The organism is Burkholderia sp. KJ006, assembly GCF_000262695.1.
Taxonomy (GTDB): domain Bacteria; phylum Pseudomonadota; class Gammaproteobacteria; order Burkholderiales; family Burkholderiaceae; genus Burkholderia; species Burkholderia vietnamiensis.
Genome location: NC_017920.1, coordinates 2,225,341 through 2,243,714, shown reverse-complemented (window position 1 = coordinate 2,243,714; position 18,374 = coordinate 2,225,341). Strand labels below are relative to the sequence as shown.

The 18,374-nt window shown below is 65.6% G+C and carries 17 protein-coding genes; 9 read left to right on the top strand and 8 right to left on the bottom strand.

The genetic code is table 11. The annotated features are described in order from the left end of the window. Nucleotides 1–6 precede the first annotated feature (6 nt). From MYA_RS10100 to MYA_RS10080, 5 genes are all read right to left on the bottom strand, one after another. Nucleotides 7–945, bottom strand: coding sequence for a UDP-2,3-diacylglucosamine diphosphatase (locus MYA_RS10100; protein WP_011885552.1), 939 nt, complete (start codon nt 943–945; stop codon nt 7–9). A gap of 294 nt (nt 946–1,239) precedes the next feature. Continuing rightward, nucleotides 1,240–1,680 carry an RDD family protein gene (locus tag MYA_RS10095; RefSeq protein WP_230939326.1) on the bottom strand — a complete coding sequence of 147 codons (441 nt, stop codon included), beginning with the start codon at nt 1,678–1,680 and terminating at the stop codon, nt 1,240–1,242. A 78-nt stretch (nt 1,681–1,758) separates the two neighbouring features. Continuing rightward, entirely contained in the window at nt 1,759–2,505 is a 747-nt protein-coding gene (locus tag MYA_RS10090; RefSeq protein WP_014723367.1) for a DUF3106 domain-containing protein, read from the bottom strand. Between the two features lie 27 nt (nt 2,506–2,532). Then, nucleotides 2,533–2,958, bottom strand: coding sequence for a DUF3619 family protein (locus MYA_RS10085; RefSeq protein ID WP_011885549.1), 426 nt, complete (start codon nt 2,956–2,958; stop codon nt 2,533–2,535). Beyond that, nucleotides 2,955–3,518: an RNA polymerase sigma factor gene (locus tag MYA_RS10080; protein ID WP_011885548.1), complete on the bottom strand. Its 564-nt coding sequence runs from the start codon at nt 3,516–3,518 to the stop codon at nt 2,955–2,957. Before MYA_RS10080 ends, MYA_RS10085 begins: the two co-directional genes overlap by 4 nt. Nucleotides 3,519–3,870: 352 nt before the next feature. On the opposite strand from MYA_RS10080, the gene MYA_RS10075 reads away from it, so the two are divergent. The 6 genes from MYA_RS10075 (at nt 3,871) to MYA_RS10050 (ending at nt 10,885) form a co-directional block, all read left to right on the top strand. Further along, the gene (locus MYA_RS10075; RefSeq protein WP_014723366.1) at nt 3,871–5,634 is read left to right on the top strand and encodes an acetolactate synthase 3 catalytic subunit; all 1,764 of its coding nucleotides are present in this window, start codon (nt 3,871–3,873) and stop codon (nt 5,632–5,634) included. A 111-nt stretch (nt 5,635–5,745) separates the two neighbouring features. Next, nucleotides 5,746–6,237 (top strand): acetolactate synthase small subunit, encoded by a 492-nt coding sequence (gene ilvN, locus MYA_RS10070; RefSeq protein WP_006750445.1) that lies wholly within the window; start codon nt 5,746–5,748, stop codon nt 6,235–6,237. Nucleotides 6,238–6,342: 105 nt separating this feature from the next. Further along, the gene (ilvC, locus tag MYA_RS10065; protein WP_006478252.1) at nt 6,343–7,359 is read left to right on the top strand and encodes a ketol-acid reductoisomerase; all 1,017 of its coding nucleotides are present in this window, start codon (nt 6,343–6,345) and stop codon (nt 7,357–7,359) included. Between the two features lie 127 nt (nt 7,360–7,486). Beyond that, nucleotides 7,487–8,131 carry a phosphatidylserine decarboxylase gene (locus tag MYA_RS10060; protein ID WP_011885546.1) on the top strand — a complete coding sequence of 215 codons (645 nt, stop codon included), beginning with the start codon at nt 7,487–7,489 and terminating at the stop codon, nt 8,129–8,131. A 15-nt stretch (nt 8,132–8,146) separates the two neighbouring features. Continuing rightward, nucleotides 8,147–9,019: a CDP-diacylglycerol--serine O-phosphatidyltransferase gene (pssA, locus tag MYA_RS10055; protein ID WP_011885545.1), complete on the top strand. Its 873-nt coding sequence runs from the start codon at nt 8,147–8,149 to the stop codon at nt 9,017–9,019. A 321-nt stretch (nt 9,020–9,340) separates the two neighbouring features. After that, the gene (locus MYA_RS10050; RefSeq protein ID WP_014723365.1) at nt 9,341–10,885 is read left to right on the top strand and encodes a 2-isopropylmalate synthase; all 1,545 of its coding nucleotides are present in this window, start codon (nt 9,341–9,343) and stop codon (nt 10,883–10,885) included. A 72-nt stretch (nt 10,886–10,957) separates the two neighbouring features. On the opposite strand, the gene MYA_RS10045 is transcribed toward MYA_RS10050, so the two are convergent. The 3 genes from MYA_RS10045 to MYA_RS10035 all read right to left on the bottom strand — a co-directional run bounded on the left by MYA_RS10045 (nt 10,958) and on the right by MYA_RS10035 (nt 14,088). Then, complete coding sequence (locus MYA_RS10045) at nt 10,958–12,508, bottom strand: SulP family inorganic anion transporter (protein WP_014723364.1); 1,551 nt, start codon at nt 12,506–12,508, stop codon at nt 10,958–10,960. 38 nt (nt 12,509–12,546) lie between these two features. Continuing rightward, the gene (locus MYA_RS10040; RefSeq protein WP_014723363.1) at nt 12,547–13,191 is read right to left on the bottom strand and encodes a carbonic anhydrase; all 645 of its coding nucleotides are present in this window, start codon (nt 13,189–13,191) and stop codon (nt 12,547–12,549) included. A 384-nt stretch (nt 13,192–13,575) separates the two neighbouring features. After that, the gene (locus tag MYA_RS10035; RefSeq protein WP_011885541.1) at nt 13,576–14,088 is read right to left on the bottom strand and encodes a hypothetical protein; all 513 of its coding nucleotides are present in this window, start codon (nt 14,086–14,088) and stop codon (nt 13,576–13,578) included. Nucleotides 14,089–14,268: 180 nt separating this feature from the next. Here MYA_RS10035 and MYA_RS10030 point away from each other — a divergent pair, with 180 nt between their 5' ends. From MYA_RS10030 to pnp, 3 genes are all read left to right on the top strand, one after another. Continuing rightward, nucleotides 14,269–15,528, top strand: a complete 1,260-nt coding sequence (locus MYA_RS10030; RefSeq protein ID WP_014723362.1) for a branched-chain amino acid ABC transporter substrate-binding protein — start codon at nt 14,269–14,271, stop codon at nt 15,526–15,528. Nucleotides 15,529–15,646: 118 nt separating this feature from the next. After that, on the top strand, nt 15,647–15,916 hold the full coding sequence (gene rpsO, locus MYA_RS10025; RefSeq protein WP_006398792.1) for a 30S ribosomal protein S15: 270 nt from the start codon (nt 15,647–15,649) through the stop codon (nt 15,914–15,916). Between the two features lie 291 nt (nt 15,917–16,207). Next, nucleotides 16,208–18,355, top strand: coding sequence for a polyribonucleotide nucleotidyltransferase (pnp, locus tag MYA_RS10020; RefSeq protein ID WP_011885539.1), 2,148 nt, complete (start codon nt 16,208–16,210; stop codon nt 18,353–18,355). The last annotated feature ends 19 nt before the right edge of the window (nt 18,356–18,374 follow it).

Sequence of the window (18,374 nt, the reverse complement as noted above, 5' to 3'; positions counted from 1 at the left end):
GTTGTGTCAGGCGGCCGCCTTGGCCTTGCGCGACGGGGCTGCGGACGGTGCGGCGCGCATCGCCGTCCAGTAGACGACCTTCAGTTCACCTTCCGTCGTCTCGACGAGCGCGGACAGGCTTTCGACCCAGTCGCCGTCGTTGCAGTACAGGACGCCGTCGATGTCGCGGATTTCGGCCTTGTGGATGTGTCCGCACACGACGCCGTCGCAGCCGCGGCGGCGCGCTTCGTCGGTCATCACGTTCTCGAACTTCGAGATGAAATTGACGGCGTTCTTCACCTGGTGCTTCAGGTACTGCGACAGCGACCAGTATTGGAAGCCGAGCCGGCTGCGGATCCGGTTGAACCACCGGTTCAGCACGAGGATCAGCGTGTACAGCGTGTCGCCGAGGTACGCGAGCCACTTCGCGTGCTGGATCACGCCGTCGAACAGGTCGCCGTGCACGATCCACAAACGTTTGCCTGCGAGCGTCGTGTGGAACGCTTCGCCGCGCACCTGGATGTCGCCGAACGCGAGATCGCAGAACTGCCGCGCGCCTTCGTCGTGATTGCCGGGGATGTAGACGACCTGCGTGCCCTTGCGCGCCTTGCGCAGGATCTTCTGCACGACGTCGTTGTGCGCCTGCGGCCAGTACCAGCCCTTCTTCAGTTGCCAGCCGTCGATGATGTCGCCGACCAGGTACAGGTATTCCGAATCGTTGTGGCGCAGGAAGTCGAGCAGGTACGGCGCCTGGCAGCCGCTCGAGCCGAGGTGGATGTCCGACAGCCAGATCGTGCGGTAGCGATGCATCGACGATTCGGAATCGTCGTGCTGCGTCGCGTGCGCAGCGGGCGGCTCATGCGGCGACAGCGCGCCGGCCGCGGCGGCGCCGGACAGGAAGGCGGTGGCGGCGCGGGCGCCGATCGGTTGACGGAACAGTGAGGTCGCGGACGTTTTCTGGCCCATGCATGACTCGCGCCGGTTGACATTACCGGCATTGCGCCACGCGGGCGTGACCATGCCATGACAGTCACGAGACGTTCTTATTACTGTCGTGATTGCTTGTTTAGTCGGGGGTGGGGTGGTGTTGCGTGATTGGGCGCCCGGGTTTGGGGTGCTGGCTCGCGGGTGGCGGGACGGCCGGGCGTTTGCGGAGACCGCGTGCGGTTTCGTCAGGGGAATGTGAAGCCGGCCGCTAGCGGCGACGGAGCAGCGGGGAAGCAAAGCAGGCCGAGGAAGCGGCCCGAGCAGCTCAGCGCATCAACGCGAAACCGCGACGACGCGCGTGCGCGCGAGTCGATCGTGCGGAAACTGCCGCCCGGCGTGCAGACGGGCCGCGCCGGCCCAGGCCGCGATCCACGCGGCCGCGAGCGCGAGGGTGACGGGCACCGACAGGCCGAGCAACGGATGCAGCGCGAGCGGCGGCAGGAACCACAGCCAGGCGAGCGCATAGCGCACGAGCGCGTGACCGGCGGTCAGCGGCTGGCCGTTCGACGATTCGAGCCGCAGCCGCCAGGTCTTCATCGGCAACGTCTGACCGCCGTGGGTCCAGAACCACAGGAAGTACGCGCCGACCACGAGCGCGATCCACGCGGCGAGCAGGTTGTGATGGACGAGGCCGTTGCGCTGTTGCAGCACGACGCTGAAGGCGAGCGCGGCGAAGAACACCACGCCGAACAGCAGGACGGCTTCATACAGCATCGCGGCGAGGCGCCGGCGCACGGACGGCACGGCGTCGCTCGAGTCTTGGGTGGCTGCGGGAGCGCTCGCCACGGCAGTTCAGGAACCCTTGAACAGTGACGGGGCGTCGACGGGCGACACCGGCGTGGCGGCCGGCGGTGCGCCGGAGGTGGCCGAGGCGGCGGGCGGCATGCCCGCGCCGGCCGAAGCGGGTACCGCGGCGGCCGGGTTGCTGGCCGGATGCTCGCGCGCATGCACGAGGCGGCGCACGTCGCGGTCCGCGCCGGTCGGCGGCGCGCTGACGACGCTCGGCCGGCGCCGGCGTTCGGTCGCGGCGAGCCGCTCCTTCTGTTCCTCGGGCAATTGCTGATAGGCTTTCCACGCGCGTTCGCGCGCCTGCGCGGACAGTTCCTTCGCGCTCTGATAGTTCTCGCGCGCGACGCGTCGCTGCTCGGGCGTCATGTGCGCCCATTCGGCCATTCGCTCCTGCAGCTGTTTCTGCGCTTCGGGTGTCAACTTCGCGAAACGTGACGCGATCCTCAGCCATTTTCGCTTGCGAGCGTCGCTGAAGCCGTCCCACTGATCGGCAAACGGCGCGAGCGCCGCGCGCTGGGCCGCGCTCAGGCGCGCCCACGACAGCGGGCCGTTGGCGGCCGGCAGCGGAAGCGGAAGTGGCGCGAGATCGGCGGTCAGCCCGACGGCGGAGGAGGTCGGCGCGGGCGCACTGGTGGCCGCGGGCGAGACCGCCGCGGGCGGCGGGTTGAATCGGGAGTAGGTGGCGACGTACGAAACGGCGATCGCGATCACGCATCCGAAAAATACGGCCAGGCCGCGTTTCTGACTCACCCGTGCGATCCCCTCGTTTATTGTCTGTTAGCGTGCGCGCGAAAGATACGCGTTGAACCCGTGATCGAGATACGCGTTGAGCGGCAGGTCGTCGCTGAGCATCGCCGCGTCGATGTCGGCGAGTTCGGCGGTGCGCTGCATGTCTTCCCAGTAAGCAATGCCGACGAGTCCCGCGAGCAGCAGGGCGAGCGGCCACGCGCGCAGCAGCCGGCGCGCGAACGACGCGCGCGGGCGGCTCGCGGGCGGCGTGCCGTAGGCACCGGCCGCACCGGCGAAGGCCGGCACGAACACCGGCGCGCTGGCCGCTTCCGGCTTCTTGCGCGCGAGCGCGGCGCGGCGCGCGGCGGCCAGGCGATCGGTGGTCGCGGCAGGCAGCGCCGCGGCACGTTCGTCCAGCGCGCGGCGAACCTTCAGCGCGAATTCGTGTTCTCGATTTACGGGGGCGGAGCTCATAGCGTGATTCCTTTGGCCTTGAGCGCGTGCGCCAGCGTGTGGGTGGCTCGCGAGCAGTGCGTCTTGACGCTGCCTTCGGAGCACCCCATTGCGGCGGCAGTCTCGGCGACATCCATATCTTCCCAATAACGCATCAGGAACGCTTCCCGTTGACGCGTCGGGAGTTTCTGGATTTCCTCGTCGATGAGGGCCAGGACCTGCTCGCGCTCGAGGCGGTGCTCGGTGCTTTCGACTCCTGCATTGTCATCCGCGGATTCGAGCGTTTCCAGCGGATCGAAGTCTTCGTCGTCGCCGCTGTTGAGCGACGAGAACAGCGTGACCCACGTATTGCGGACTTTCTGACGGCGGAACCAGTCGTGGATCGCGTTCTGCAGGATCCGCTGGAACAGCAGCGGCAGCTCGGCCGCCGGCCGGTCGCCGTATTTCTCCGCCAGCTTGATCATCGCGTCCTGCACGATGTCGAGCGACGCATCGTCGTCGCGCACGGCGTACGCAGCCTGCTTGAACGCGCGCCTTTCGACGCCCGCCAGAAAGTCGGCGAGTTCCTTGTCTGATGCCATTCCGTAAAGGTATGCGCTGCGGACTGCGGCGTGTGAAAGGTCGAAAAATTTCGTAAAACCCGCGGATGCTAACAAATTTTCGCGCGGCTTGGCACCGGTTGCGGCGCGGCACGTTGCGCGCGAGCACCGGGCATGGGGCGGGCGGCCGCGGCAATGATGCGGCGCGGGATATTTTGCTTGACGACCCTTTCGCGACCGGATATCGTCAGCGATTCGCAACATGAAGTGATGGTCTCATTTGAGGCTGGCCCATGAAGCCCGCCCTTCAAACTAGACGCGCCGCTTGAACCCGAGCCACAAGCCCGGCAGAGAGCACCCGATCAATTTTTTGCCGAAAATTCGAAAGGTCAAAATGAACATGCCCAGCGCGGAATTCTCCACGTCGGAACCCCTTTCCCCTCCCGATAGCGACTCCATCGGCGCCACCGTGCTCATGAAGGCACTGGCCGACGAAAAGGTCGAATTCATCTGGGGTTATCCCGGCGGCTCGGTACTCTACATCTACGACGAGCTCTACAAGCAGGACAAGATTCAGCACGTGCTGGTGCGCCACGAACAGGCGGCCGTGCACGCAGCCGATGCGTATGCGCGTTCCACCGGCAACGTCGGCGTCTGTCTCGTCACGTCCGGCCCCGGCGTCACCAATGCGGTGACCGGCATCGCGACGGCCTACATGGATTCGATCCCGATGGTCGTGATCAGCGGCCAGGTGCCGACTGCCGCGATCGGTCAGGACGCGTTCCAGGAGTGCGATACGGTCGGCATCACGCGTCCGTGCGTGAAGCACAACTTCCTCGTGAAGGACGTGCGCGACCTCGCCGAGACGGTCAAGAAGGCGTTCTACATCGCCCGCACCGGCCGTCCGGGCCCCGTGCTGATCGACATCCCGAAAGACATCTCCAAGACGCCGTGCCCGTACGAGCCGGTCAAGAGCGTGTCGCTGCGCTCGTACAACCCGGTCACGAAGGGGCATTCGGGCCAGATCCGCAAGGCCGTGTCGCTGCTGCTGTCCGCGAAGCGTCCGTATATCTACACGGGCGGCGGCATCATCCTCGCCGATGCGTCGCGCGAGCTGAACCAGTTCGCCGACCTGCTCGGCTACCCGGTCACGAACACGCTGATGGGCCTCGGCGGTTATCGCGCGTCGGACAAGAAATTCCTCGGCATGCTCGGCATGCACGGCACGTACGAAGCGAACATGGCGATGCAGCACTGCGACGTGCTGATCGCGATCGGTGCGCGCTTCGACGACCGCGTGATCGGCGACCCGGCGCACTTCGCGTCGCGTCCGCGCAAGATCATCCACATCGACATCGATCCGTCGTCCATTTCCAAGCGCGTGAAGGTCGACATTCCGATCGTCGGCGACGTGAAGGAAGTGCTGAAGGAGCTGATCGAGCAGCTGCAGACGGCCGAGCATGGCCCCGACACCGAAGCGCTCGCGCAGTGGTGGAAGGACATCGAAGGCTGGCGCGGCAAGAACTGCCTGAAGTTCGACCGCGAAAGCGAGATCATCAAGCCGCAGTACGTGGTGGAGAAGGCGTGGGAGCTGACGGACGGCAACGCGTTCGTGTGCTCGGACGTCGGCCAGCACCAGATGTGGGCCGCGCAGTTCTACCGTTTCAACAAGCCGCGTCGCTGGATCAACTCCGGCGGCCTCGGCACGATGGGCTTCGGCCTGCCGGCAGCGATGGGCGTCAAGATGGCGCACCCGGACGACGACGTGCTGTGCATCACGGGCGAAGGCTCGATCCAGATGTGCATCCAGGAACTGTCGACCTGCCTGCAGTACGACACGCCCGTGAAGATCATTTCGCTGAACAACCGCTATCTCGGCATGGTCCGCCAGTGGCAGCAGATCGAATACAGCAAGCGCTATTCGCATTCGTACATGGATGCGCTGCCCGACTTCGTGAAGCTCGCCGAGGCGTACGGCCATGTCGGCATGCGGATCGAAAAGACTTCGGATGTGGAGCCGGCGCTGAAGGAGGCGCTGCGCCTGAAGGACCGCACCGTGTTTCTCGACTTCCAGACCGATCCGACCGAAAACGTCTGGCCGATGGTACAGGCCGGCAAGGGCATCACCGAGATGCTGCTCGGCTCGGAAGACCTGTAACGGCGCGACGCGCGCTTGGTCCGGAGCGGCCGCCTTCACGAAGGGCGGCGCGGCACCGGGCGGCGCGCGGCGCGAGTGAATCGACACGGACACATTCTGGAAGAAGCGAACATGAGACACATCATTTCCGTCCTGCTGGAAAACGAACCGGGCGCGCTGTCGCGCGTGGTCGGTCTGTTTTCCGCACGCGGCTACAACATCGAAACCTTGACGGTGGCGCCGACCGAAGACCAATCGCTGTCGCGGCTGACCATCGTTTCCATTGGCTCGGACGACGTGATCGAACAGATCACGAAGCATCTGAACCGCCTGATCGAGGTGGTGAAAGTGGTGGACCTGACCGACGGTGCCCACATCGAACGCGAGCTGATGCTGATCAAGGTACGTGCAGTGGGCAAGGAGCGCGAAGAAATGAAGCGGATGTCGGATATTTTCCGCGGCCGCATCATCGACGTGACCGAAAAGACCTACACGATCGAATTGACGGGCGCGAGCGACAAGCTCGACGCATTCATCCAGGGGCTGGACGCGAGCGCGATCCTCGAGACCGTGCGCACCGGCAGCTCCGGCATCGGACGCGGCGAGCGCATCCTGAAGGTGTGATGCCGACCAGGTGGCAACCAGCACGCCGGGTGCGCCGTCATGTCCCGGCTCGCAGTATCCAATCCGAACGAATTGTTGAATTTTTGAATTAGCGAAGGAACCATCATGAACGTTTTCTACGACAAAGACGCCGACCTCTCCCTCATCAAGGGCAAGCAAGTCACGATCATCGGCTACGGCTCGCAAGGCCATGCGCACGCGCTGAACCTGAAGGACAGCGGCGTAAACGTGACGGTCGGCCTGCGCAAGGGCGGCGCGTCGTGGAGCAAGGCCGAGAACGCCGGCCTGTCGGTCAAGGAAGTCGCCGAAGCGGTGAAGGGCGCTGACGTCGTGATGATGCTGCTGCCCGACGAGCAGATCGCCGACGTGTACGCGAAGGAAGTCCACGCGAACATCAAGCAAGGCGCGGCGCTGGCATTCGCACACGGCTTCAACGTCCACTACGGCCAGGTGATCCCGCGCGCCGACCTCGACGTGATCATGATCGCGCCGAAGGCACCGGGCCACACCGTGCGCGGCACGTACTCGCAAGGCGGCGGCGTGCCGCACCTGATCGCGGTCGCGCAGAACAAGTCGGGCGCAGCACGCGACATCGCGCTGTCGTATGCGGCGGCGAACGGCGGCGGCCGTGCCGGCATCATCGAAACGAACTTCCGCGAAGAAACCGAAACCGACCTGTTCGGCGAGCAGGCCGTGCTGTGCGGCGGTACCGTCGAGCTGATCAAGGCTGGTTTCGAGACGCTGGTGGAAGCCGGCTACGCGCCGGAAATGGCGTACTTCGAATGCCTGCACGAGCTGAAGCTGATCGTCGACCTGATCTACGAAGGCGGCATCGCGAACATGAACTACTCGATCTCGAACAACGCCGAGTACGGCGAGTACGTGACGGGCCCGCGCGTCGTCACCGAAGAGACGAAGAAGGCGATGAAGCAGTGCCTGACCGACATCCAGACGGGCGAGTACGCGAAGAGCTTCATCCTCGAAAACAAGGCCGGCGCACCGACGCTGCAATCGCGCCGCCGCCTGACGGCCGAGCACCAGATCGAGCAGGTTGGTGCGAAGCTGCGCGCGATGATGCCGTGGATCGCGAAGAACAAGCTCGTCGACCAGACGAAGAACTAAGCTCCGCGAGCTGTTCCGGCCCTCCGAGTGGAGGGTCGGTAGCAAAAAGCCGCCCGAAGGCAACGGTGCCCCGGGCGGCTTTTGCTATCCTACGGGCTTTGCAATTCACCGAACACCGAACGAACCCATGAACTATCCTCATCCGATCATCGCGCGCGAAGGCTGGCCGTTCATCGCGATTGCAGCCGTCATCGCGTTGTTGATCCACGCCATCGGGGGCTTCGGCTTCGCATGGCCGTTCTGGCTGCTGCTCGTCTTCGTGGTCCAGTTCTTCCGTGATCCGCAGCGCCCGATTCCGGCGCAGCCGAACGCGGTGCTGTGCCCGGCGGACGGCCGTATCGTCGCGGTCGAGACCTCGCACGATCCGTATGCGAACCGCGAAGCGCTGAAGATCAGCGTGTTCATGAATGTCTTCAACGTCCATTCGCAGCGCTCGCCGGTCGACGGTGCGATCTCGAAGGTCGAGTACTTCCCGGGCGCGTTCCTGAACGCGGCGATCGACAAGGCGTCGACCGAGAACGAGCGCAACGCGGTCGTGATCCAGACGGCGAGCGGCAAGACTGTCACCGCCGTGCAGATCGCCGGCCTGATCGCGCGCCGGATCCTCTGCTACGTGCGCGCGGGCGAGCCGCTGTCGCGCGGTCAGCGTTACGGTTTCATCCGCTTCGGTTCGCGCGTGGACGTCTATCTGCCGCTCGGCAGCCGCGCGAAGGTGTCGATCGGCGAGAAGGTGTACGCATCGTCGACGATCCTCGCCGAACTTGAACAGTAAACGGCGGGACGCACGATGGCCGCATTCAAACCGCGCCGGCCGCGCAACGGCACCAGCCAGACGCCGCGCCCGTTTCGCCGCAACAAGGTGATGGCATCGGATCCGGTGCCGAGCGAAAGTCGCCGCGCCGCGCGCCAGCGGTTCCTGAAGACGCGCGGCATCTATCTGCTGCCGAACGCGTTCACGACCGCTGCGCTGTTCTGCGGCTTCTTCGCGGTCGTGCAGGCGATGAACGTGCGCTTCGAGATCGCCGCGATCGCCATCTTCGTCGCGATGGTGCTCGACGGGATGGACGGGCGCGTCGCGCGGATGACGCATACGCAGAGCGCGTTCGGCGAACAGTTCGACAGCCTGTCCGACATGGTGTCGTTCGGCGTGGCGCCCGCGCTCGTGATGTACGAATGGGTGCTGAAGGATCTCGGCCGCTGGGGCTGGCTTGCCGCCTTCGTCTACTGCTCGGGCGCGGCGCTGCGGCTCGCGCGCTTCAACACCAACATTGGCGTCGTCGACAAGCGCTTCTTCCAGGGGCTGCCGAGCCCGGCCGCCGCCGCGCTGATCGCCGGCTTCGTGTGGCTCGCCACCGACAACCGCGTGCCGATGAAGCTCGGCTGGCTGCCGTGGGTCGCGTTCGTGCTGACGATCTACGCGGGCGTGACGATGGTGTCGAACGCGCCATTCTACAGCGGCAAGGCGCTCGACGTGCGGCATCGCGTGCCGTTCGCGGCGATCCTCTTGGTGGTGGTGGCGTTCGTGCTGGTGTCGTCCGATCCGCCGCTGATGCTGTTCTGCCTGTTCGTGCTGTACGGGCTGTCCGGCTACGTGTTCTGGGCGTACATGGCCGTGCGCGGCCGTGCCAACCCGGCGCGCTCGTCGCAGCGCGAGCACTGACGCACATCTGCACCGAACCACGGAACGACGGCGGCCATGAGGCCGCCGTTTTCATTTGTCCCTTATCCTGCTGCGCGCCCGCGCATCCCGGGTGCGGGCGGATTGCACACCCGGCGGATTGTCGCTATAGTCGTCGGCATGACCGCATTTTCCCGCCTCTCCCTCCTTCTAGCCGGTGCGCCGCTACGCGCGCTAGCTTTGGCGCGCCTGCCGCGCTGACCGTTCTCGCCCCCCGTCAAGCTTCGTCTGTTGTTGAGCGTCGCCAGCGGTGGCGCGATCTCATTACGTTTGATTCCCGCATAAAGAGCCCTGGAGCCCCCCATGACAGACAAGCTGATCATTTTCGATACGACGTTGCGTGACGGTGAACAATCGCCCGGCGCGTCGATGACGAAGGAGGAGAAAATCCGCATCGCGAAGCACCTCGAGCGGATGAAGGTCGACGTGATCGAGGCCGGTTTCGCGGCCAGCTCGAACGGCGACTTCGACGCGATCCACACGATCGCCGGGCTCGTGAAGGACAGCACGATCTGCTCGCTCGCGCGCGCCAACGACAAGGACATCCAGCGCGCAGCCGATGCACTGAAGCCGGCCAACAGCGCGCGGATCCACACGTTCATCGCGACGTCGCCGCTGCACATGGAAAAGAAGCTGCGCATGACGCCGGACCAGGTGTTCGAGCAGGCGCGGCTCGCGGTGCGCTTTGCACGCAAGTTCACCGACAACGTCGAGTTCTCGCCGGAAGACGGCAGCCGCTCGGATCTCGACTTCCTGTGCCGCGTGCTGGAAGCGGTGATCGCCGAAGGCGCGACGACGATCAACATCGCCGATACGGTCGGCTACGGCGTGCCGGAGCTTTACGGCAACCTGGTGAAGACGCTGCGCGAACGCATTCCGAATTCGGACAAGGCGATCTTCTCCGTGCATTGCCACAACGACCTCGGGATGGCGGTCGCGAACTCGCTCGCGGGCGTGAAGATCGGTGGGGCGCGTCAGGTCGAATGCACGATCAACGGTCTCGGCGAGCGCGCGGGCAATACGTCGCTCGAAGAAATCGTGATGGCCGTGAAGACGCGCAAGGACTACTTCGGCCTCGACGTCGGCATCGACACGACGCAGATCGTGCCGACCTCGAAGCTCGTGTCGCAGATCACCGGTTTCGTCGTGCAGCCGAACAAGGCCGTGGTCGGGGCGAACGCGTTCGCGCACGCATCGGGCATCCACCAGGACGGCGTGCTGAAGGCGCGCGACACCTACGAAATCATGCGCGCGGAAGACGTGGGCTGGACCGCGAACAAGATCGTGCTCGGCAAGCTGTCGGGCCGCAACGCGTTCAAGCAGCGGCTGCAGGAACTCGGCGTGTCGCTCGACAGCGAAGCCGAACTGAACGCCGCGTTCATGCGCTTCAAGGATCTCGCCGACCGCAAGGCCGAGATCTTCGACGAGGACATCATCGCGATCGTCTCCGAAGAATCGGCGCTCGCGCAGGAGCAGGAGCACTTCAAGTTCGTGTCGCTGTCGCAGCATTCGGAAACCGGCGAGCAGCCGCAGGCGAAGGTCGTGTTCGCGGTCGAAGGCAGCGAGGTGACCGGCGAGGCGCGCGGCAACGGCCCGGTCGATGCGACGTTCAACGCGATCGAGGGCGAGGTCGGCAGCGGTTCCGAGCTGCTGCTCTATTCGGTGAATGCGATCACGACCGGCACGCAGGCGCAGGGCGAAGTGACGGTGCGGCTGTCGAAGAACGGGCGCATCGTGAACGGCGTCGGCACCGACCCGGACATCGTCGCGGCTTCCGCGAAGGCGTACATCGCCGCGTTGAACAAGCTGCACTCGAAGGACGACAAGCTCAACCCGCAACGCGCGTAAGCGTCGCGCGCCGGTAACACCTGAAATGCCCCGTGCGGCCATACGCCGCACGGGGCATTTTTCATGGGCCGGTCATTCGGCGGCCGGCGCACGCCACGACCAGCGGCGGGCAGCCGCGGCGGCGGCCGGCTTGCGGCGCCGGAACTCGACCGTGATCGCGCGCCGCGGCGCCTCGGCGATGAACGCGTCGAGCAGTTCGAGCACGTCGTGATCGATGTAGTCGGCGCGCGTCGCGTCGATGATCACGGCAGCCCGATCGGGGATGTGGCGCAGGTGATGCTTGACCTGCACCTTGCCGAGGAACGACACGTCCTTGCGGAACGACAGCAGGAAGTGGTCGTCGTGCTGCGCGAGCGTGACGGGGCTCTTCAGGTTCGCGACCGCGACGGCCAGCACGCTGCAGGCGAGGCCGAGCGCGATGCCGAACAGCAGGTCGACGGCCAGCACGCCCGCGATCGTCGCGGCGAACGGCACGAACGCCGCGGGGCCCTGGTTCATCACCGAGCGGAACAGCGCGGGTTTCGCGAGCTTGATGCCCGTATGGATCAGGATCGCGGCGAGGCTCGCGAGCGGGATCAGGTTGATCAGGCCGGTGAGCGCGAACACGCTGGCGAGCAGCAGGATGCCGTGCACGATCGCCGACATCCGGCTTTGCGCGCCGGCGTTGACGTTGGCCGAGCTGCGCACGATCACCGACGTGATCGGCAGGCCGCCGAACGCGCCCGCGACGAGGTTGCCGACGCCCTGCGCCTTCAACTCGCGGTCCGGCTGCGCCGGCCGCCGCTTCGGATCGATCTGCTCGACCGCTTCGAGGCACAGCAGCGTCTCGAGGCTCGCGACGACCGCCAGCGTGATCGCGACGCGCCACACGTCCGGATTGACCAGTTGCGCGAAGTTCGAGCCGAGCTCCGCGTGCTTGAGCGATGCCGCGAGTGCCGCCAACGAGTCGAATTCCGGAAGCGTCACGCGATGCGCGGCGCCCGGCGCGGCCGATGGCGCCAGCGCGCCGAGCACGAGCGTCGCGCCGATGCCGAGCACGACGACCGCGAGCGGCGCGGGCACCGAGCGCACCCATGCGAAGCGGCGCAGCGCGGGCGTGTCCCAGGCGAGCAGCAGCGCGAGCGACGCGATCGCGATGGCGGTTGCCGCCCACGCGGTCGGCAGCGCCATCCACGAGGCAAGCGATGGTGAGCCTGCGCCGCCGATGCCGAGCGCATACGGAATCTGTTTGACGATCAGCAGGATGCCGATCGCGGCGAGCATGCCCTTGATCACGGGCGACGGGACGTAAGCGGCGAAGCGGCCGGCGCGCAGCATGCCGAAGCCGAACTGCAGCACGCCGGACAGCAGTACGGCGAGCAGGAACGCGGAGAAGCTGCCGAGCTGCGCGATGCCTTCGACGACGATCACGACGAGGCCGGCCGCGGGGCCGCTCACCGACAGCGACGAGCCGCTGAGCAGCGCGACGACGATCCCGCCGACGATGCCGGACACGAGCCCGGCGAACGGCTCGACGCCGGATGCATTCGCGATACCGAGGCAAAGCGGCAGCGCGACGAGGAACACGACGATGCCGGCGACCATGTCGCGCGGCAGGGTGGATAGATGCTCGTTCAGTTTCATGATGAGGGCGATGTCATTGGCGTGGAAGAAGGCGCGGATCAGCCGACTGCCGCGGCCGTGGCGGCGTGCTCGAGGTCGGATTCGGCTGGCTCGGGCGCCGTATAGCCGGAGTCGAGCTCCTTCAGGCGGCCGTCGGCGAGCGAAAAGATCCAGCCGTGCACGAGCGGCGGGCGCTCGCGGCCGCGCACGATCGGCGACGCGCGCAGCAGCCGCACCTGTTCGAGGACGTTCAATTCGGCCAGACGATCGGCGGCAGCCGTTTCGTCGAGGCCGCCGAGCGTGTCGCGATGGCGTCGTGCGAGCGCGCAGAGCGGAGCGATGCGCCGCGCCACGTGCGGCAGGTCGGCCGGCGGCGGCAGCAGCGACGCGCGCACGCCGCCGCAACCGTAGTGACCGCAGACGATCACATGGTCGACCTTCAGCACGCGCACGGCGTACTCGAGCACGCTCGCGGAATTGTCGTCGTCGGGATGGAACAGGTTCGCGATGTTGCGATGGACGAACAACTCGCCGGGCACGCTGTGCGTGATAGTTTCGGCGGGCACGCGGCTGTCGGAGCAGCCGATCCACAGCACGCGCGGATTCTGACCGCGCGCGAGCGTATCGAAGAAGCCGGGCGTGTGTTCGCGCGTCTCGCGGGCCCAGGCGATGTTGGCAACCAGCATGCTCTTCGGGCGGTTCATGAGGACTCCTTTTCGACAGAAACGAATAGACACCGCACAAAACGTGAGCGGTCAGATGCTTTCTAAATTGAAAGGTTTGATTCGACCGATATTAGGGGTACGCCCTAGTGCCAGGGGTCATTGATACAAATTGTTTCAACTCGATTCGGCAAGGTGCATCAATTGCACCAATTCAACGCACGGAACGGATAGTCCATGCGCGGGGCTGCTGGCATTGCGCCACAAGCGATTCGGCATGTCGCCACGCGAGCGTTGTGGCATCGGAAAGCATTACCGCGGAGGAATCGCGATTAATGAACCAGGGCGGAAAAAACGAAATGGCCATTTACGCATCGATACGTAAATGGCCATTGTGAAAATTGCGCGAAAATGCGCAATCGAAGCTCAGAACAGATTACGACGATCGGGGTCGTGCAGCGGATCGGGGGTTTTCTGCGTCGTGCGCAGGATGCCCTGCGGATCGAAATAGAAGCTGTACATCATGTACCAGACGTTGTCCTCGAGATACCGGTACGTCCACACCTCGCGCTTCATCAGCGGGAAGTACGAGGTTTCGACCGGGCGGCCGAAGTTGACGAGCACGTCGGTCTTGGTCCACTTGCCGATTTCCGCACGATAGAACTCGCTCGGCTGCAGCACCTGGCGCACGTTGACGATCCGATGGGCCGCGTCGATGTCGGCCGCGATCGTGATCTCGCCCATCGGCTGGGTCGGCCACATCATCCGCTTGCCGCCGCCGGGGAGGTCGTAGATCTCGCGCGGCGGGCCCATGCGCGCGACGATCGCCGACTCGTCCTGGCCGGCCTGGTATTGCTGCCACGGTTGGGCGCAGCCGGCGACGAGCGTCGCCGCGCAGGCGATCAGCACCGGCAGGCGCATGGGAATGCGAATGCGCATGGGTTTCTCCAGAACTCGCTAACCGTTCAGTTGTATCACGGACCGCGCGTGCCCGCGCACGCGCGCGCAAAAATCGGTGCGGATCGCCGGCCGGCGCCGCGTCGCGCGATGCTTGCGGGCGGCGGCGCGGGCGGCCTATGATCCGCGCTTTCCCCGGACAGATTCAGCGGCAGGTAACGGATGCAATCATGGAAGCGATGGGCGCTCGCGTGGAGCGCCGGATGGATGCTGGCGTCGTGCGCGCAGGCGGCGGGCGAGCCGGTGCGGATCGCCTTGATCGAAGGGATGTCGGGCCCGTTCGCGAATGCGGGCGCGGCAGTCGAGCGCAACCTGCGGTTCGGCGTCGAGCAGGTCGATGCGGCGGGCGGCGTGAAGCTGCGCGACGGCAAGCATCCGCTCGAACTCGTCGTGCTCGACAGCAAGGGCAGCCCGGAAGATGCGCTCGTGCAGTTGCGCGCGGCGGCCGACCGGCACATCGGCTTCGTCGCGCAGGGCAACAGCTCGGCGGTGGCGGCCGCGCTGGTCACCGCGCTCGACAAGCTGAACGCGCGCACGCCGGACAACCGAATGCTGCTGCTCAATTATTCGGCCGACGATCCGGCGCTCACCGGCGCGCGCTGCAGTTTCTGGCATTTCCGTTTCGACGCGCACGCCGGGATGCGGATGGCCGCGCTCGCCGACGTGATGGCGCGCGACCGCGCGCTGCGCAAGCTCTATCTGCTGAACCAGGACTACAGCTTCGGCCATGACGTCAGCACGCTCGCGCGGCAGGCGCTGGCCGAGCGGCGCCCCGACGTGACGATTGCCGGCGACGAATTCCATCCGATCGGCCGCATCAAGGATTTCTCGCCGTATATCGCGAAGATCCGCGCGAGCGGCGCGGACGCCGTCGTGACCGGCAACTGGGGCAACGACCTCACGCTGCTCGTGAAGGCGGCGCGCGAGCAGGGGCTGAACGCGAAGTTCTACACGTTCTACGGCAACAGTCTCGGCGCGCCGGCCGCGCTCGGCGACGCGGGCGTCGGACGGGTCGTGGCCGTCGCCGACTGGCACCCGAACGCGGGCGGCGCGAAGTCGGACGCGTTCTACCGTGCGTTCCGCACCCGTTTCCCCGCCGCGCAGGACGACTATCCGGTGCGGCGCATGAGCTTGATGATCGAGATGCTGGCGGCCGCGATGGAGCGGGCCGGTTCGGCCGACCCGGTCGCGGTGGCCCACGCGCTGGAAGGGCTGTCGTTCGACGACGGCTTCCATGCGTCGACGATGCGCGCCCAGGATCATCAACTGATCCAGCCCCTTTACGTGATGGAGATGGACAAGGCCGGCACGCCGGGCGTTCGCTTCGACAACGAGGGCTCGGGCTACGGCTTCCGGACGATTCTGGCGGTGCCGGCGCAGCGCACGCCGCTGCCGTCCGCGTGTTCGATGACGCGCCCGTGACGGGCGGCGGTAGGAGCGGCGCGTAGTTGTGCTACAATGCGCGCCGGTTGTAAGTCACGGCACGGCCATTCTTCCGTGTCCGCGTGTACAGTTGGAAAGTCGAAATCAAGGAAATCACATGTCTGTTGCAGATATCAAGAAGTCGGAAGTCGTTGCTCAGTTCGCCCGCGGTACCAACGACACGGGTTCGCCCGAAGTCCAGGTCGCACTGCTGACCGCACGTATCGTCGAACTGACGGGTCACTTCAAGACCCACGCGAAGGATCACCACAGCCGCCGCGGCCTGCTGCGCATGGTGAGCCGCCGCCGCAAGCTGCTCGACTACCTCAAGGGCAAGGATGCCGACCGTTACCGCGCGCTGATCGAGAAGCTGGGTCTGCGTAAGTAATCGAGGCGATTGCCGCCAGCAAGATGCCTGTGTCAGTCCGCTGATGCAGGCATTTTGTTTTTGCGCGGTGCGTAGCGTCACACGCATCGCAGGTAGTCCGGTACATCGCGGCCGGGCTGCCGGAACGGCTGATACCGGGGTCGGGATTTGTGTCATTCCAGCGCGCCGCTCGACGAGCGTCGCGCTGGAATGGCATAAAAAACACACCTTGCTCCGGGTGATTCGGTCGGGACGCCGCCGCGCGGGATGGCCCACGCGGCGAATGAAACGAATGAGTTCAAAGGAGCAACCATGTCCATGTTCAACAAGGTCGTGAAGGAATTCCAGTGGGGCCAGCACAAGGTGCGCCTCGAAACCGGTGAAGTCGCCCGTCAGGCGAGCGGTGCCGTCATCGTCGACGTGGAAGACACCGTCGTGCTGGCGACCGTCGTCGGCGCCAAGTCGGCGAAGCCGGGCCAGGATTTCTTCCCGCTGACCGTCGACTACCTCGAAAAGACCTACTCTGCCGGCAAGATCCCCGGCGGCTTCTTCCGTCGCGAAGGCCGTCCGTCGGAGCATGAGACGCTGACGTCGCGCCTGATCGATCGTCCGCTGCGCCCGCTGTTCCCGGAAGGCTTCTACAACGAAGTGCAGGTCGTGATCCACGTGCTGTCCGTGAACCCGGACATCCCGGCCGACATTCCCGCGCTGATCGGCGCGTCGGCCGCGCTGGCCGTGTCGGGCCTGCCGTTCAACGGCCCGGTCGGTGCCGCGCGCGTCGCGTACATCGACAACGCCTACGTGCTGAACCCGACGCGTGACCAGATCAAGGCGTCGAGCCTCGATCTCGTCGTCGCCGGTACGGAGCGCGCGGTGCTGATGGTTGAATCGGAAGCCGACCAGCTGCCGGAAGACGTGATGTTGGGCGCGGTCGTGTTCGGCCACGAACAGATGCAGATCGCGATCGACGCGATCCACGAGCTCGTGCGCGAAGGCGGCAAGCCGGAGTGGGACTGGCAGCCGGCCCCGAAGAACGAAGCGCTGATCGCGCGCGTGACGGAGCTGGCGCACGGCGATCTGCTCGCCGCTTACCAGCTGCGCGACAAGCAGGCGCGCTCGACGAAGCTGAAGGAAGTCTACGCGGCGACCTCGGCGAAGCTCGAAGAAGACGCGCTGGCGGCCGGCACGGTCGCGGCCGACAAGGCCACCGTCGGCAACATCCTGTTCGACATCGAAGCGAAGATCGTCCGCTCGCAGATCCTGAACGGCGAGCCGCGCATCGACGGTCGCGACACGCGCACCGTGCGTCCGATCGAGATCCGCACCGGCGTGCTGCCGCGCACTCACGGTTCGGCGCTGTTCACGCGTGGCGAGACGCAGGCGCTCGTCGTCGCGACGCTCGGCACGAAGGGCGACGAGCAGATCATCGACGCGCTCGAAGGCGAATACCGCGAACGCTTCATGCTCCACTACAACATGCCGCCGTTCGCGACGGGCGAAACGGGCCGCGTCGGCTCGCCGAAGCGTCGTGAAATCGGCCACGGCCGTCTCGCGAAACGCGCCCTGGTCAAGTGCCTGCCGAGCGCCGACGAATTCGGCTACTCGATCCGCGTCGTGTCGGAAATCACCGAATCGAACGGTTCGTCGTCGATGGCGTCGGTGTGCGGCGGCTGCCTCGCGCTGATGGACGCCGGCGTGCCGATGAAGGCGCACGTCGCCGGTATCGCGATGGGCCTGATCCTCGAGGGCAACAAGTTCGCGGTGTTGACCGACATCCTCGGCGACGAAGATCACCTCGGCGACATGGACTTCAAGGTGGCCGGCACCGAGCACGGCGTGACCGCGCTGCAGATGGACATCAAGATCCAGGGCATCACGAAGGAAATCATGCAGGTCGCGCTCGCGCAGGCGAAGGAAGGTCGCATGCACATCCTCGGCAAGATGACGTCGGCAGTGTCGGGTGCGAACACGCAACTGTCCGAGTTCGCGCCGCGCATGATCACGATCAAGATCAACCCGGAAAAGATCCGCGACGTGATCGGCAAGGGCGGTTCGGTGATCCGCGCGCTGACCGAAGAAACCGGCACGACGATCGACATTTCGGACGACGGCGTCGTGACGATCGCGAGCACGAGCAGCGAAGGCATGGCCGAAGCGAAGAAGCGCATCGAGAACATCACGGCCGAGATCGAAGTCGGCCAGGTGTACGAAGGCACGGTGCTCAAGCTGCTCGATTTCGGCGCGATCGTGAACCTGCTGCCGGGCAAGGATGGCCTGCTGCACATCTCGGAAATCGTCAACGAGCGCGTGAAGGACATCAACGACTACCTGAAGGAAGGTCAGCAGGTTAAGGTCAAGGTGATCCAGACGGATGAGAAGGGTCGCGTGCGCCTGTCGGCGAAGGCGCTGCTGAACGAAGCGGCTGCCGCGTCGCAGTCGGACACGCCGCCGCAGCAGTAAGCGGACCCGCGTGAGAACG